This is a genomic window from Bacillus sp. B28, assembly GCF_029536185.1.
In the GTDB taxonomy this organism is placed as follows: domain Bacteria; phylum Bacillota; class Bacilli; order Bacillales; family Bacillaceae; genus Bacillus; species Bacillus halotolerans.
In genome coordinates this window covers 3,480,284-3,496,113 of the sequence record NZ_CP120511.1, presented here as the reverse complement: position 1 = coordinate 3,496,113, position 15,830 = coordinate 3,480,284, and the positions used below count along the sequence as shown (strand labels likewise).

Here is a 15,830-nt window from a genome sequence, read left to right as displayed (position 1 = left end):
AAGAATGGCTATGGATCGGATTGAGGTGAAGGGAGCAAGGGCGCACAACCTGAAAAATATTGATGTGACCATTCCGAGAGATCAGCTTGTCGTTGTCACGGGCCTGTCTGGTTCAGGGAAATCCTCCCTTGCCTTTGATACCATATATGCAGAAGGGCAGAGACGATATGTTGAGTCGTTATCCGCCTATGCCCGCCAGTTTTTAGGGCAAATGGATAAGCCTGATGTGGATGCGATTGAAGGGCTTTCTCCTGCCATCAGCATTGACCAGAAAACAACGAGTCGAAACCCGAGATCTACTGTCGGTACGGTAACGGAAATTTATGATTATCTGCGTCTTTTGTATGCGAGAGTAGGGAAGCCGCATTGCCCGGAGCACGGAATTGAAATCACGTCACAGACCATTGAGCAGATGGTGGACAGGATTTTGGAATATCCGGAGCGGACGAAGCTTCAGGTGCTGGCGCCGATTGTGTCCGGCAGAAAAGGCGCTCATGTAAAGGTGCTTGAGCAGATCAGAAAACAAGGCTATGTCAGAGTCAGAATTGACGGCGAGATGGCCGAGCTTTCTGATGAGATCGAATTAGAAAAGAATAAGAAGCATTCAATCGAGGTTGTCATTGACCGGATTGTGGTAAAAGAAGGCGTAGCAGCCCGTCTGTCGGATTCATTGGAGACAGCGCTTCGATTAGGTGAAGGGCGTGTTATGATTGATGTAATCGGTGAGGAAGAGCTGATGTTCAGTGAGCATCATGCCTGTCCGCATTGCGGATTTTCAATCGGTGAACTTGAGCCGCGGCTTTTTTCATTCAACAGCCCATTCGGAGCGTGTCCAACGTGTGACGGTCTAGGTATGAAGCTCGAAGTTGATGCAGATCTTGTCATTCCCAATCAAGATTTGTCATTGAAAGAGAATGCAATTGCCCCTTGGACGCCGATCAGCTCACAATATTATCCGCAGCTTCTTGAAGCGGTCTGCACCCATTACGGTATTGATATGGATGTGCCGGTAAAGGATCTGCCGAAGCATCAGCTGGATAAAGTCCTTTATGGAAGCGGAGATGACCTGATTTATTTCCGTTACGAAAATGATTTCGGGCAAATACGCGAAGGTGAAATCCAATTTGAAGGCGTATTGCGCAACATTGAAAGGCGCTACAAGGAGACAGGCTCGGATTTCATCCGTGAGCAGATGGAGCAATATATGTCCCAAAAGGCTTGTCCGACTTGTAAAGGTTATCGGTTAAAGAAAGAGGCGCTTGCGGTACTGGTCGACGGAGGTCACATCGGAAAAATTACCGAGCTGTCTGTCGGAAATGCCCTTGATTTCTTCAAAGACCTTACGCTTTCTGAAAAGGATATGAAGATTGCCGATCTGATTTTGCGGGAAATTGTGGAGCGTTTAAGCTTTCTGGATAAAGTCGGACTTGATTATCTGACACTGAGCCGGGCAGCGGGAACATTGTCCGGGGGAGAGGCGCAGCGGATCAGGCTGGCCACTCAAATCGGTTCGCGGTTATCCGGTGTGCTTTATATTTTAGATGAGCCATCAATTGGTCTGCACCAGCGTGATAACGACCGTTTAATCAGCGCGCTGAAAAACATGAGAGACCTGGGGAACACACTGATCGTCGTAGAACATGATGAGGATACGATGATGGCAGCCGATTATTTAATTGATATCGGCCCGGGTGCCGGCATCCACGGAGGACAAGTTATTTCCGCGGGAACTCCGGAAGAAGTCATGGCAGATCAAGATTCGTTAACAGGCAGCTACTTATCAGGGAAGAAATTTATCCCGCTGCCTCCCGAAAGAAGAAAACCGGACGGCCGCTATATTGAGATTAAAGGCGCTTCAGAAAATAATCTGAAAAAGGCAAATGCCAAGTTTCCGCTAGGGACGTTTACAGCGGTTACGGGCGTTTCAGGATCGGGGAAAAGCACCCTCGTCAATGAAATACTTCACAAGGCATTAGCGCAAAAGCTCCATAAAGCAAAAGCGAAGCCAGGCAGCCACAAAGAAATCAAAGGCCTCGAACATTTAGACAAAGTCATTGATATTGATCAGGCGCCGATCGGAAGAACGCCGCGGTCAAATCCTGCGACATACACCGGTGTTTTTGATGATATTCGCGATGTGTTCGCACAGACAAATGAAGCGAAAGTCCGCGGCTATAAAAAAGGCCGTTTCAGTTTTAACGTGAAGGGCGGCCGATGTGAGGCCTGCCGCGGTGACGGGATTATAAAAATTGAAATGCACTTTCTTCCTGACGTATACGTGCCATGTGAAGTGTGCCACGGCAAACGCTACAATCGGGAAACACTTGAAGTGACATACAAAGGAAAAAGCATTTCTGATGTGCTTGATATGACGGTCGAAGATGCTCTTTCTTTCTTTGAAAATATCCCGAAAATTAAGCGCAAGCTCCAAACCCTGTACGATGTTGGTCTTGGTTATATTACGCTCGGCCAGCCGGCGACTACTTTGTCGGGCGGTGAAGCGCAGCGGGTAAAACTTGCATCTGAACTGCATAAACGCTCAACCGGGCGCACGCTGTACATTTTAGATGAACCGACAACAGGTCTGCACGTCGACGATATCGCCAGACTTCTAGTCGTGCTTCAGCGGTTGGTTGATAATGGAGATACAGTGCTTGTCATTGAGCATAATCTTGATATCATCAAGACGGCTGATTATATTGTTGATCTGGGGCCCGAAGGCGGAGCCGGAGGCGGCACCATTGTCGCGTCGGGAACACCGGAGGAAATCACTGAAGTGGAAGAGTCGTATACAGGGCGTTATTTGAAGCCTGTTATGGAGCGTGACAAAAAACGCATGAAGTCACTCTTGGAAGCGAAAGAAACTGCAACATCTTAAAACCCTCTTTTCAGAGGGTTTTCACTTTTCTTTGCAGTATTTATTAAAACGTCTTCTTATACAGCTGCCGGCTCACATTCATTAAATCTTGAACAATATGAGTGCTGCTGCTGTCCAGAAGAACTTTTATATATTGAATGTCATGAGAGATGGGAAGAGGCCCGTGAATCTGTTCAAGCTCGGCTAACATTTCACGGTTCATTCTTTTTTGTTCATGAATCAGTTTTAAAACGGATTCTTGTGTTACTGTATAGTCACTGGGATCTTTCTCCATTGCTTGTCCAGCCTCCTTGATTGCCGTAAGCTTTTTACATATTGTAATCGGTACGGCTGAAAGATTCTACTTCTAAAACTTTTTAAAATCCAATTTCCGTAAATGGAAGCATGTCTAAAGGATGATTTTGAAACCTCTGGAGGTTTTATACGTATATCTATCTAAGTAAAACGTCCTGACTTATAATCACGGATGATTCACGATGGGAGTTGAATAAATTGAACCGTAACCAAGCCATAATTGCATCACTTTGTTATTTCAGCGTCTTTATCGCGCCGGTCATTGTGCCGATTGTCGCTTATTTTGTTGTTGATGAGAAAGAGACAAAACGTCACGCGATACGTTCTCTGCTTTCTCATATTGTTCCTTTTGTCGGCTGGCTGGTCTTATTTATCGCTTTTCTTGGCGGGGCTATTGCCATAGATGGGGACAGTGTGATGCCTGTATTTGTGATGATTGGCGGCGCAATCGTATATTTCTTAGTTGTGATTGGCATTATTATTTGGAACGTCATTCAGGGCATTAAGGTGCTGCGTGCAGCATAAGTAGATCATAGGGAGGAGATCGAATGAAGCAGGAAAAGGAACGAATCCTCAAGCTTGTGGAGGAAGGAAAGCTGACGGCACAGGAAGCACTGACGCTGATTGAAAAGCTCGACAGCGACTATAAGGAAAAAGAAGAAAAAATCACGGCTCTGTCAGTTAACGTTCATGAAGAGGATGAGCCATTCACAGCGGCCAAAAAAGATGGCAACAAGCCGTCTTTAGGGGCGAAGCTGTTCGACTGGATTGATTCTGCTGTGAAAAAGGTGAAAGAAGTTGATCTTGATTTAAACTTCGGGCACTCGTTTGACGTACAGCATATTTTTCAATTTAAGGATACTGAGTTTTCCAGTGTAGAGCTCCAGATCGCAAACGGCAGCGTAAATATTGTTCCGTGGGAAGACGAGGATATCAGAGCGGAATGTCAGGCGAAGGTATATCGCACTGACAGCCAAGAAGCAGCAAGAGACGCTTTTCTTCAGCATATTGAATGTGAAATCAAAGGAAATAAGTTTTTTATCCGTACAGAAAAGAAAACGATGAAAACCAATATCACATTGTATATTCCTCAGAAGGAGTATGATAAGATTCGGGTGAAGCTGTTTAACGGACCGATCAGAGGGGAACATTTACATGTAAAAGAGTTCTCGGCGAAAACGACAAATGGCGTGCTGTCGTTCTCGAATTTGACGGCTGCAAAAGCTTCGGCAGAAACGGCGAACGGCCAAATTAAGCTAGCCAATCACAATTGCGGCACGATAGAAGCGGAAACCATTAACGGGCTGATTGATCTGCGCGGAAAAAGCGAATCCATTGATGTTCAAAGCTTTAACGGAAATATCGCGATTACTGTAACAGAATCAGACTGCCGCTCGATTTACACAAAAACGACGACTGGAAATGTGGAGCTGTCGATTCCGGATGATCTTGCGGTGAAGGCTGAACTGAAAAGCAATCTCGGCTCGCTGTCCCACGAATTAATAGATGTTGACATGCTGAAAGAAAAAAATGATACCATTCAAAAAGAAATGATGTTCACTTCTAATCAAGCACATGATCAAAACATCGCCGTTTTCTCCGAATCATTAACTGGTGCCATCAAATTAAAGTATACACAGAGGTGATCGAATGAATAGATTATATCGTTCAGAAAAAAACAGGAAAATGGCCGGCGTCATCGGCGGCCTGGCGGAGTATTTCAACTGGGATGCGTCACTCCTCAGAGTGATAACCGTCATTTTAGCCGTTATGACAAGCGTTATTCCTGTTCTGCTCATATATATCATTTGGATTTTTATTGTTCCGTCAGAAAGGGATATGAAGTAACATGGTCAAATGGGCAGTCAGCATTTTAGTAAATGCTTTATTATTAATCGTCATTGACGGTTACATTGATTCCATTCATATCAGCAGCATCGGGGCAGCGATTATTGCCAGCCTTATTTTATCAATCTTAAACGTGCTGATTAAACCGCTCTTGATTATCTTTACGCTGCCTGTCACAGTTGTGACGCTGGGTCTCTTTTTGTTTGTGATTAATGCCATCACCTTGATGATGACAGCGTCCATTATGGGTGACAGTTTTCAAATTGACGGCTTCGGATCAGCCATCTTGGCATCTGTTGTCCTGTCGGTGTTCCATTTGCTGATTCAAAAAGGCATTTTAGAACCGCTTCGGAAAAAATAAAAGCTGCCATGCAAATGGCAGCTTTTTTACATATTTTCAATGAAAAAAAGTTATTACTGAAAATGATCCGTTGAAGCTTTAAGTGCTGTCTATCAATAATCCATCTCATTTTAAGAGGTGAATGAGATGGAAGCGGTACCGTGCTTATCTCTTTTTAATGCGAACTCTTGTATCGCTTGAAATCATTCATTATGAATGCTGTTATCCATCAATCTGTCTCTCTGATTTTATCGTTAACCGGTTTAACTTCAAGAGGCCGATGTCTTTTTGTTCTTTTTGCACAAAAATAAACTCATAAGCTTCCCTGTTCAGACGCAAAATACGTGAAAAGGGAGGTGTCGTGATGAGAAAATACACAGTCATAGCTTCTTTATTATTGTCTTTTCTGTTTGTTCAGTCTGGCGGCCATCATGAAGCGAGGGCCTTGCCCGTCATAAAGCAGGAGCCGTTCCAAACGCCTCATTACATACCCTTGCTTGAAAACCCTCCTCAAATTGAAGTGAAGGCTGAAATGAAGGGCAATCTGATCATTCAGGCACACGTGCGTGACAGTGAGTATCAATCGTTTTCTGCCTTTTTGTTTTATAAACAAAGCAATGAACTGGGCTATAAAATGGTGCCGATGGACCCAACCCCCGGAGCTATCCGTCAGTTTTTGGCGCAAATTCCGAAGAGGTCAATCTGGAATAACGAGCTCGAGTATTACATTGTGTTCTCGAATGGAAAGCAGCGGGTGGAGTCAGAAACGAAGACACTGAAGCTGGATGGATTTCAGGCTGATCTCGCCCATATCCCGGAGCTGCTGATCACCGAGCTTGCGGTTGATACAAAAAATACCGGGCGTACAGACGGTTATGAATTTATTGAGGTATATAATACAACCGACAGAACAATTGATTTTAAAGATTATCACATCCGCTATCGCTATCCGAAGGAAGGGCCGGACTCCGATTTGATTTGGAGACCTGATCAGCGGGTCGTCATTCCTTCTGGCGAAACCTGTGTATTTTGGCTCAAGCCTGCCGGACATCCTGAATTGACAGCGGATGATTTTAACCGGCACTATCAGACACATTTGAGAGAAGGGGAAAATCTGTTGGTGCTGGAAGGAACAGAGGGCATGGCGAATACCCGGCCGCGTGCGGTTGCGATATCGACGAATACAGGGAAGGATATTTCAGTTGCGCACTACCGAAAGCATGCGCTGCGCCGCCTGTCGTCTGTGCTTTATAAATATCCGCTGGATGGAACAGCGGAACTGCTCAGCATTTCAATAGCAGAAAAAAATCCATCGCCAGGCTCGGTTTTACAGGCGCAGGTTCCAGAGCAAAAACGAAAAATGAAGCTTGATAAAGAAAAGCCGGTTATCGAAGATTTAACAGACCGCAAGCCTGTCCGTCCGGCTGAAAGCATTGAACTGCGGGCTGACATACGTGACCGCAGTTTAGTGAAAACGGCCGCCTTTTATTATCGGACAGATGAAAACAAACCGTTCAAACGCATTTTCGCTGAAAAAGACCGCAACGATCATTTGTACCATTATATTGTCTACTCACCTGAGCTGATCGGGAAGGATCAGCTTGAGTATTACGTCGTAGCCGGTGACGGGATCAATGAAGCGAAGACGCCTGTCAAAATGATTGATATTAAGCAAACAAGCAAGTCGCACGGTTTGCGGATGAATATAGAAAACAGAGATACACTTTCGGGGACACAGTTTCTCAAAGCGACTACGGATGGGCAGACTGACAGCATTAAGCTGTGGATTGACGGAAAAAAACAACTGACAGAGCCCGCCATGGAAAAAGAAGTATATTTTGCGTTCGATACCAGAAAAACGAACCTTTACTTTAAAAATGCTGTAACGATGAACGGCAAGGTGCTAAAAGTCTTCGATGATACGACAAATAAATACCGTACCTACTCTGTTCCTTTGCCGGAGACGCTGCTTCAAAAAGGGAAGCAGCTGCAGCGTATCACGATACGATCGGGTTCAAAGGTATCTCCGTTTGATACGGCTGAAAACCGTGATGACTTTTTAGTCAAAAATGCCCGATTGGTATTATCGGATGGAACGGTGATCAGGGATGAGCGTATTTCTCCCGAGAAGGAGCTTTTTATTGGGGATAATCAGCGCTCAAATAAAAGCTGGCCGTTTCAATTTCATTTGCCTGACGGACTGTTTACGTCACAGCTGCTGAAGTGGGATACAGAGAAGCTGACTGAAGGAGCCCATCATATTGCAGTTAGCGATGGGAATGAAAACCTGAGTTTTGTAGTGCGGGTTGATAATTCAGGGCCGCACATCGAACCGAATGTGACGGACGGACAGACGTATAAAGGAAACCTGGTTCTGCAGGCAGATATGTTTGATAAATGGAGCAAAATAGAGGAAACAGAGGCATTTTTAGATGGTGACAGCATTACGCTCCCGTATCATACGTCAACTTCTGAGCTGTCTCCGGGCAAACACACGCTGAAAGTCTCAGCAACAGATTTGGCTGGCAATAAAACGGTTATTGAGCGGACATTTAAGACAGAGCGGGAGCATCCGGACCAGCCGGAAATCGTAAATAACGATGCCGATACGCATAAAGCCAAGCTTTCGGTGCGGGTGAAGGATCCGACGAATGATGCGATGGATGTGTCTTTTTACAGAGGCTTTCAATATACGGCGCAAAACAGAAATAATGTGAAAATGTTTAAGCATGCGTCACTGACTGAACCTCCGAAGAGCTTTGTCCCGGAAAGCGAGACGCCGTTTACCAATGAAGAAATGAATCGGGTGTCAGGAGCTGATGGAAAAACAGTATCAACTGAAGAAAAGGAGCTTTTTCCTTATCACCGTTTTGAAGTGACGGTTGACCCGTCCATTGATGAGAATGATTTAGCTGAAGCCGTTTGGAGAGGAAGCTCTCTGCCGGGTAGGAAAGTGACAATGTACGCTTGGAATTACCGGACAAGCCAGTGGCAGCCGATTGACAGCTTCGTTGCCAAAGATGACAAACAGTTCACGCTAAAGGCGTCTGTCATCGCTTCCGATTATGTGCGGAAATCTAAGATGAATATCATTGTTCAGGATGAAATTCCTCCTGCGAAGGATATGTATACCTTTGTCTGGATGTCAGACACGCAGTATTATGCAAAAAGCTATCCGCATATTTTTGATAAGCAGACTGCATGGATCAAAAATACCCAAAGGAAGCTGAATACGAAATACGTGGTTCATACAGGGGATATTGTAGATGATTCCGCAGATATCAGACAGTGGAGAAACGCTGATCAATCAATGCGTGTCCTGGACAACAGCGGAGTTCCTTACGGCGTGCTGGCCGGAAACCACGATGTCGGTCACAAGGACGGCTCCTACAGGGCATTTGGCAAATACTTTGGGAGCCACCGTTTCGATAAGAGACTGCATTATGGCGAATCATACAAAAATAACCGCGGGCATTATGACCTCATATCAAGCAGCGGCAATGATTATATCATGCTGTACATGGGCTGGGGCATCACGGACGAAGACATCGCATGGATGAATCAAGTGCTGAAGAAGCACCCTGACAGGACAGCTGTCTTAGCTTTTCATGAATATTTACTCGTAAGCGGAAACAGAAGCCCGATCGGCGAGAAAATTTTCAAGAAAGTTGTCAAGCCGAACCCGAATGTCGTGATGGTGTTAAGCGGACATTATCACAGCGCGATGAGAAAAACAGATGAGCTGGATGATGATGGAGACGGAAAACCGGATCGTCTCGTACATCAAATGCTTGCTGATTATCAGGGCGGGCCCGAGGGCGGCCAGGGGTATTTGCGTTTGATGCAGTTTGACCAGGCAAACAATGTGGTGCATGTATCCACATACTCTCCGTATTTGGATGATAAAAACTTTTATGATACAGATAGTTACGGCAACAAGGATGAGTTTACGCTGGAGCTTGATCTGAAGCCAAGAATGAAAAGAGTAGAAACCGATTATTTTGAATGCAATGTCTATACAAACGAACAGCTCGGAAAACGCGAGAAAGTGAAAAGCGGGGAAACAGCCGAATTCCTTTGGGAGAATCTAGAGCCGAGTTCTGTTTATTATTGGTACACCATTGTGGAAGACAGCTTTAACGGAAAAACGAAATCGCCGATCTGGAAGTTCAAGACGAAAAAAGAAACCTATCGTCCAGCGCCAGACCAGTTTGATTTTCGCCGTGTCTCCAATCCTTAAAAAGGGGTTGGAGATTTTTTTATGACAGCCGATCCATGTAGTGAACAAAAGTATAGCGGTCGCCCCTGTATACAGATTTTACATGCTCAAAAGCAGTTCCGTTCTGCAAATACGTTGTTCGTTTAATCAACAGGACTGGCGCCCCCTCTTGGATGCCGAGTATGTTTGCTTCATCCTGTGTTGCGGCGCTCGGTTCAAGCTCTTGTTTGGCGCGAGAAATCGGCGTGCTGTTGTACCTTTCGATATGCTCGTAAATCGACGACTTGAAATGAGACTGATTTAATTCACCTGCAAGCTCAAATGGGATGTGTGAGGCTTCGATCGCCATAGGAATATCATTCGCCAGCCGAACCCGTGTGATTTTGTGGATGCGGGACGGGTGCCCGCACCCTAGTATGGCGGCCAGCTCCTCAGTCGAATCGATAAGCTGATAATCGATGAGCCTGCTGCTCGGCCTCATGCCGCGGCTTTTCATATCTTCGGTAAAGCTTGTAAGCCCTTGGAGCGCTTGCTCCATTTTTAGCTTGCTGACAAAGGTGCCCCGGCCTTTCTGGCGATAGAGAAAACCTTCATTGACCAAATTAGAAAGCGCTTGGCGCACTGTCATCCGGCTGATCCCGAATTGCTCGGCATATTCCCGCTCGGAAGGAAGCGGCATATCCGGCTTCAGCTCTCCGCTCTTTATTTGGGCTTTTACTTGCTCCATAATCTGATAATAAATCGGGATAGGAGATTGTTTATCGATATTCATAGCGAAAATCCTTTCAATGCCTGAATCCCGCGGCTTCTTGATCAATCAAAACCGAAACGTTAGGATGCAGGTGCAAAGCAGACGCAGGGAATTCCTCGCTGACTTGTCCGTCCAGCAGCCTTTTGGCAGCTTCGGCTTTGCTTGTGCCGGAGATAAGCAGAAGAATCTGCTTGCTTGAGAGAATCGTTTGAATTCCCATTGTAACGGCTTTTTTTGGCACACTGTCAATGGAGGGAAAATATCTGGCATTGGCCTGACGGGTTTGTTCATTTAATGCCACGACATGTGTGCGGGAGTGGAATGATGTTCCCGGTTCATTAAAGCCGATATGTCCGTTTCGGCCGATGCCGAGAAGCTGAATGTCCGCTCCGCCAAGTGATTCAATCAATTGTTCGTAGCGTTTGCACTCGGCTTCCAGGTCACCTGCGTTTCCATCAGGAATAAAATGCCGGCTCGGTTGACTGTCGATATGCTGAAAGAAACGGTCATTCATATAGCAGTGATAGCTGTTTGGGTCATCACCGGAAAGCCCGGCGTATTCATCTAAATTAATCGTGGTGATGTTTTGAAAAGAAAGATTCTCTGTTTGGTGCAGGCGGATCAGCTCGCGGTACGTGCCTTCCGGTGTCCCGCCTGTTGCTAAACCGAGAACGGCATCAGGCTTTTCCCTGACTGTTTCAGCCACAATGCCGGCAGCTTTTTGGCTTAATGCCTCATACGATTGACATTCGATTACTTTCATATATGATCAGCCTCCTTGGATTTAAATGCAATGTTTCCGCGGCAGACGGTGAGAAGCACCTCACATTCACTGCTGACAATTACAAGATCCGCATCTTTTCCCTCTCTTATACTGCCTTTTCGGTCAAAGATGCCAAGCTGTTTGGCCGCGTTTGCTGAAGTTATATTTGCTATATCCGTCCAAGAGCAATTCGTAAACGCGCGCATATGCCGTGCGCCTTCATTCATTTTTAAAATCGAACCGGCAAGCGTCCCGTCCGGAAGAAGAGCTGTTTTTCCCTTTACTGTCACACTCTGTCCGCCGAACTCGTAGACTCCGTCTTTCAGACCTTTCGCCCGCATCGAATCGGTGATCAAGATAAGCTTGCTGCTGCCTTTTGCTAAAAAAGCAAGCTTTGCCGCTAACGGATGGGAGTGGATGCCGTCAGCAATAAGCTCTGTGACATAACCCTCATGGGCAAGGGCTGTTCCGATCACTCCGGGTTCACGATGATGAAACGGGCTCATCGCATTGTATAAGTGAGTCATATGGCTGGCGCCTGCTTCAAAGGCTTCCAAAAGTAATGCGGAGTCTGCATCCGTGTGTCCCATTGAAGCGATAATCGACTCATCCTTTAAATAACGGATCAGCTCGAATTGCTGATCCTCCTCCGGCGCAAACGTGACGATTTTGATCAGTCCGCCTGCCTCCAGCTGCCACTTCTTGAAAAGCGCAAGATCTGAGGGCCTGATCCATTCCTTTGGCTGCGCTCCGGCTCTTTTAGGTGAAACAAAGGGACCCTCCAAATGAATTCCGATCAATTCCGCACCTAATGAAGAGGGTTCCTCCGCAGACTTCCAATCTCTCGCGTTTTCCAGAGCTTGAGAAATTTGGCCGTGCTCCTGTGTGATGGTTGTCGCTAAAAAACTCGTTGTGCCTTCCTCAGGCAGTCTTGAGGACATGGCATCGAGCGCGGAAAAGCTCGCATCCATTGTATCTGCGCCATAGCCGCCGTGAATATGGATATCAATCATTCCCGGAAGCAATACGGCATCCTTTGGGCCTTGAATTTCCTTTGAGTATTGCTCTTTTGGCCGTTCTGTTGAGACAGCGCTGATTTTTCCGTCCTTGACCCCGACATAGCCGTTTTTGATCACTTCATTTTCTGTCACGATACTGATTCCGCTGAGAAGAAGACTATCTGCCATAAATGATCCGCCTTTCTGGAATATGAATACGTTTATTTTACTCTTTTTCAGACTAGTGATCTAGACCAGCTGACACGTTTGCCAGTCTTTTATAAAATCTGTTTTAGGTTCAAGCCCGAAAGTGATAAAATGAAATTATTGTTGAGCAAGCTCGGGTTATCCCGGAACAGGAGGAACATATCGTGGCAAAGGTTCGGACAAAAGATGTAATGGAACAGTTTCATTTGGAATTAATCAGCGGTGAAGAAGGTATTAACCGCCCGATTACGATGAGCGATTTATCAAGACCAGGCATTGAAATTGCCGGATATTTTACATATTACCCCAGGGAGCGCGTACAGCTTCTGGGGAAAACAGAGCTCTCTTTCTTTGAACAGCTGCCGGAAGAGGATAAAAAGCAGCGAATGGAATCTCTATGCACGGATGTAACACCAGCTATTATTCTGTCTAGAGATATGCCCATCCCGCAGGAGCTCATTGACGCTTCCGAGAAAAACGGCGTGCCTGTCCTCAGATCGCCTTTGAAAACGACAAGACTGTCAAGCCGATTGACCAACTTCCTAGAAAGCAGACTTGCGCCAACCACAGCCATTCACGGTGTGCTTGTAGATATATATGGCGTCGGAGTGCTGATCACAGGGAAAAGCGGCGTCGGAAAAAGTGAAACCGCGTTGGAGCTTGTGAAAAGAGGCCACCGCCTTGTTGCTGATGATTGTGTTGAAATTCGGCAGGAGGATCAGGATACCCTTGTCGGAAACGCCCCTGAGCTCATTGAGCATCTGCTTGAAATTAGAGGGCTCGGCATTATTAACGTCATGACGCTGTTTGGTGCCGGTGCGGTCAGAAGCAATAAACGAATTACAATTGTGATGAATCTTGAACTCTGGGAGCAGGGCAAGCAATACGACCGTCTTGGACTCGAAGAAGAAACAATGAAAATCATTGATACAGAAATTACAAAACTCACGATCCCTGTCCGTCCGGGACGAAATCTCGCGGTCATTATTGAAGTGGCTGCTATGAACTTCAGATTGAAGCGGATGGGCTTAAACGCCGCTGAGCAATTTACCAACAAGCTGGCGGATGTCATTGAAGACGGTGAACAAGACGAATAGGAGTTGGCAATAAATGAATGAAGCGATAGAACCACTCAATCCGATAGCGTTTCAGCTGGGGCCGTTAGCCGTCCATTGGTACGGAATCATTATCGGCCTCGGTGCTTTGCTGGGGCTTTGGATTGCCATGAGAGAAAGTGAGAAACGAGGACTGCAGAAAGATATTTTTATCGATCTCGTCCTTTTTGCGATCCCAATCGCGATTATTTGCGCACGGATTTATTACGTTGCATTTGAATGGGATTATTATGCCGAACATCCGGGGGAAATCATAAAAATCTGGAAGGGCGGCATCGCGATTCACGGCGGCTTAATCGGTGCCATTTTGACAGGCTATGTCTTTTCGAGAGTGAAAAACATTTCTTTCTGGAAGCTTGCGGATATCGCGGCGCCAAGCATTTTGCTCGGTCAGGCGATCGGCCGCTGGGGAAACTTTGTCAATCAAGAGGCACACGGGGAGGCGGTCAGCAGAGCCTTTTTAGAAAACCTGCACCTGCCTGAGTTTATCATCAATCAAATGTACATCAACGGCCAATATTATCATCCTACTTTTTTATATGAATCACTATGGAGCTTTGTCGGCGTTATTATACTGCTGCTTTTGCGCAGGGCGAATTTGCGGAGAGGCGAGCTGTTTTTAATCTATATCATTTGGTATTCAATCGGAAGGCTCTTTATTGAAGGAATGCGGACTGACAGCTTAATGCTGACGAGTTCGCTTCGCATCGCTCAGGTGATCTCAATCGTATTGATTGTTTTGGCTGTAGCAGCCATCATCTTCAGACGCGTCAAGGGGTACTCGGCGAAGCGTTACGCAGAGTAGACGGTAACAAAGGGGGATGAGGGATGAAGAAGATTTTTCTGGCCGGTTTTGCGGCAGGTCTTCAAACAACATGGACACTCGGCAAAGTCATTTTTCCGGTAACGCTGGTGGTCACTTTGCTTCAGCATACGCCTGTCATGGATTGGCTGGTACGGCTGATCACACCGGTGATGGGCCTGTTCGGGCTTTCCGGTGAAGCGGCGATCCCGCTTGTTCTTGGGAATATGCTGAATCTGTACGCGGGGATTGCCGGGATATTGACACTGGATTTATCCGTGAAGGAAGTTTTTATCTTAGCGGTGATGCTTTCATTCTGTCATAACTTGATTATCGAATCGACAGTCGCAGCAAAGGTCGGGATCAGGATTGGCATCATATTGGCAGTGCGCATTGGTTTGGCAGCTGTTTCTGCAATCGTCATCAATCTCATCTGGCATGGCGGGCAGGAAACGGCGCAGTACGGTTTTATCGCTGCAAAGGGTGATGCGCCTGACGGCTGGCTGGCGATACTGGCCGAGGCTTTAATGAAAGCCGGTCTTGGCGTTTTGCAGCTGGCGGCAATTGTGATCCCGCTGATGATCATCATTCAATTTATGCGAGACTTAGGCTGGCTGCACACGTTTTCGAAGTGGCTGTCTCCGTTTACGCAGATGCTCGGCATGAATAAAAATACCTCGATGACAATGGTGGCTGGCTTGACAATCGGCCTGGCCTACGGAGCGGGTGTCATGATTAAAGCAGTCCAAGATGACGGCGTTGGCAGGCGCGACATGACACTGGCCTTTATTTTTCTCGTTGCCTGCCATGCCGTCGTTGAAGATACACTTGTCTTTATTCCGCTCGGCATTCCAGTTTGGCCGCTTCTGCTGATCCGGGTCACTACGGCTGTGCTGCTGACGATGGCTATATCGTATACGTGGAAAAAATGGAAACCCTCAGCGGTTGGAAAGGAAGCAGTATGACTGATAAACAAGTTACGACAATTCTGTTTGATTTAGACGGGACCCTTATTAATACGAATGAATTAATTATCGCGTCATTCTTGCATACGCTGGAGCATTATTACCCGAGCCGCTATAAACGTGAAGATGTGCTTGCGTTTATCGGCCCGTCTCTTTTTGAAACGTTTTCTTCAATGGATGCTGAGAAAACTGAAGATATGATCAGCATGTACAGAACATACAATCACCAGATGCATGACACACTTGTCACCGAATATGAAACGGTTTATGAAACGCTGGATGAACTAAAAAAAGCGGGCTTTACATTAGGAATTGTGACAACAAAATTAAGAGATACTGTCAATATGGGCCTTAAGCTGACGGGCATCGGCGAATTTTTCGAAACCGTTGTTACACTTGATGACGTCACGATGGCAAAACCTGATCCCGAGCCTGTGCTGCTGGCGCTGAAACAGCTGGGAAGCGAGCCTGCAGAAGCCATTATGGTCGGCGACAACTATCACGATATTCTGGCGGGTAAAAACGCCGGCACAAAAACAGCCGGGGTCGCTTGGACGATTAAAGGCACGGAAGCGCTGGCGAAACATGAGCCTGACTATATGCTTGAGAAAATGAGTGATCTATTACAAATCGTTGGAGTGAAGTAATCT

The 15,830-nt window shown here is 46.3% G+C and carries 14 protein-coding genes; 10 read left to right on the top strand and 4 right to left on the bottom strand.

Going from position 1 to position 15,830, the window contains the following annotated elements:
- The first annotated feature begins 4 nt into the window (after positions 1–4).
- A complete protein-coding gene (gene uvrA / locus P3L57_RS17445; RefSeq protein ID WP_069486857.1) occupies positions 5–2,878 on the top strand; it encodes an excinuclease ABC subunit UvrA in 2,874 nt (957 codons plus the stop codon).
- A gap of 43 nt (positions 2,879–2,921) precedes the next feature.
- On the opposite strand, the gene P3L57_RS17440 is transcribed toward uvrA, so the two are convergent.
- The gene (locus tag P3L57_RS17440; protein ID WP_024123000.1) at positions 2,922–3,152 is read right to left on the bottom strand and encodes a hypothetical protein; all 231 of its coding nucleotides are present in this window, start codon (positions 3,150–3,152) and stop codon (positions 2,922–2,924) included.
- 218 nt (positions 3,153–3,370) lie between these two features.
- On the opposite strand from P3L57_RS17440, the gene P3L57_RS17435 reads away from it, so the two are divergent.
- From P3L57_RS17435 to P3L57_RS17415, 5 genes are all read left to right on the top strand, one after another.
- Positions 3,371–3,697 carry a hypothetical protein gene (locus P3L57_RS17435; protein ID WP_069486858.1) on the top strand — a complete coding sequence of 109 codons (327 nt, stop codon included), beginning with the start codon at positions 3,371–3,373 and terminating at the stop codon, positions 3,695–3,697.
- 23 nt (positions 3,698–3,720) lie between these two features.
- Positions 3,721–4,818: a DUF4097 family beta strand repeat-containing protein gene (locus tag P3L57_RS17430; protein ID WP_069486859.1), complete on the top strand. Its 1,098-nt coding sequence runs from the start codon at positions 3,721–3,723 to the stop codon at positions 4,816–4,818.
- 4 nt (positions 4,819–4,822) lie between these two features.
- Positions 4,823–5,020, top strand: coding sequence for a PspC domain-containing protein (locus P3L57_RS17425; protein WP_024122997.1), 198 nt, complete (start codon positions 4,823–4,825; stop codon positions 5,018–5,020).
- A gap of 1 nt (position 5,021) precedes the next feature.
- Complete coding sequence (locus tag P3L57_RS17420) at positions 5,022–5,381, top strand: phage holin family protein (RefSeq protein ID WP_010332033.1); 360 nt, start codon at positions 5,022–5,024, stop codon at positions 5,379–5,381.
- A 343-nt stretch (positions 5,382–5,724) separates the two neighbouring features.
- Complete coding sequence (locus P3L57_RS17415; RefSeq protein WP_069486860.1) at positions 5,725–9,600, top strand: lamin tail domain-containing metallophosphoesterase family protein; 3,876 nt, start codon at positions 5,725–5,727, stop codon at positions 9,598–9,600.
- 19 nt (positions 9,601–9,619) lie between these two features.
- Here P3L57_RS17415 and P3L57_RS17410 read toward each other — a convergent pair whose 3' ends face one another.
- From P3L57_RS17410 to nagA, 3 genes are read right to left on the bottom strand one after another with little or no spacing between them, the layout of a single operon-like run.
- Positions 9,620–10,351: a GntR family transcriptional regulator gene (locus tag P3L57_RS17410; protein WP_044159393.1), complete on the bottom strand. Its 732-nt coding sequence runs from the start codon at positions 10,349–10,351 to the stop codon at positions 9,620–9,622.
- A gap of 13 nt (positions 10,352–10,364) precedes the next feature.
- Positions 10,365–11,093, bottom strand: a complete 729-nt coding sequence (nagB, locus tag P3L57_RS17405; protein ID WP_069486861.1) for a glucosamine-6-phosphate deaminase — start codon at positions 11,091–11,093, stop codon at positions 10,365–10,367.
- On the bottom strand, positions 11,090–12,280 hold the full coding sequence (nagA, locus tag P3L57_RS17400) for an N-acetylglucosamine-6-phosphate deacetylase (RefSeq protein ID WP_069486862.1): 1,191 nt from the start codon (positions 12,278–12,280) through the stop codon (positions 11,090–11,092). The genes nagB and nagA overlap by 4 nt, the downstream gene beginning before the upstream one ends.
- Before the next feature lie 182 nt (positions 12,281–12,462).
- Between nagA and hprK the strand changes: the two genes are divergently transcribed.
- From hprK to ppaX, 4 genes are read left to right on the top strand one after another with little or no spacing between them, the layout of a single operon-like run.
- Positions 12,463–13,395 carry an HPr(Ser) kinase/phosphatase gene (gene hprK, locus P3L57_RS17395; protein ID WP_044159384.1) on the top strand — a complete coding sequence of 311 codons (933 nt, stop codon included), beginning with the start codon at positions 12,463–12,465 and terminating at the stop codon, positions 13,393–13,395.
- Between the two features lie 13 nt (positions 13,396–13,408).
- Positions 13,409–14,218, top strand: coding sequence for a prolipoprotein diacylglyceryl transferase (gene lgt, locus P3L57_RS17390; RefSeq protein WP_069486863.1), 810 nt, complete (start codon positions 13,409–13,411; stop codon positions 14,216–14,218).
- Between the two features lie 23 nt (positions 14,219–14,241).
- Complete coding sequence (locus P3L57_RS17385) at positions 14,242–15,180, top strand: nucleoside recognition domain-containing protein (RefSeq protein ID WP_044159377.1); 939 nt, start codon at positions 14,242–14,244, stop codon at positions 15,178–15,180.
- Positions 15,177–15,827, top strand: coding sequence for a pyrophosphatase PpaX (gene ppaX, locus P3L57_RS17380; RefSeq protein ID WP_059335014.1), 651 nt, complete (start codon positions 15,177–15,179; stop codon positions 15,825–15,827). The genes P3L57_RS17385 and ppaX overlap by 4 nt, the downstream gene beginning before the upstream one ends.
- The last annotated feature ends 3 nt before the right edge of the window (positions 15,828–15,830 follow it).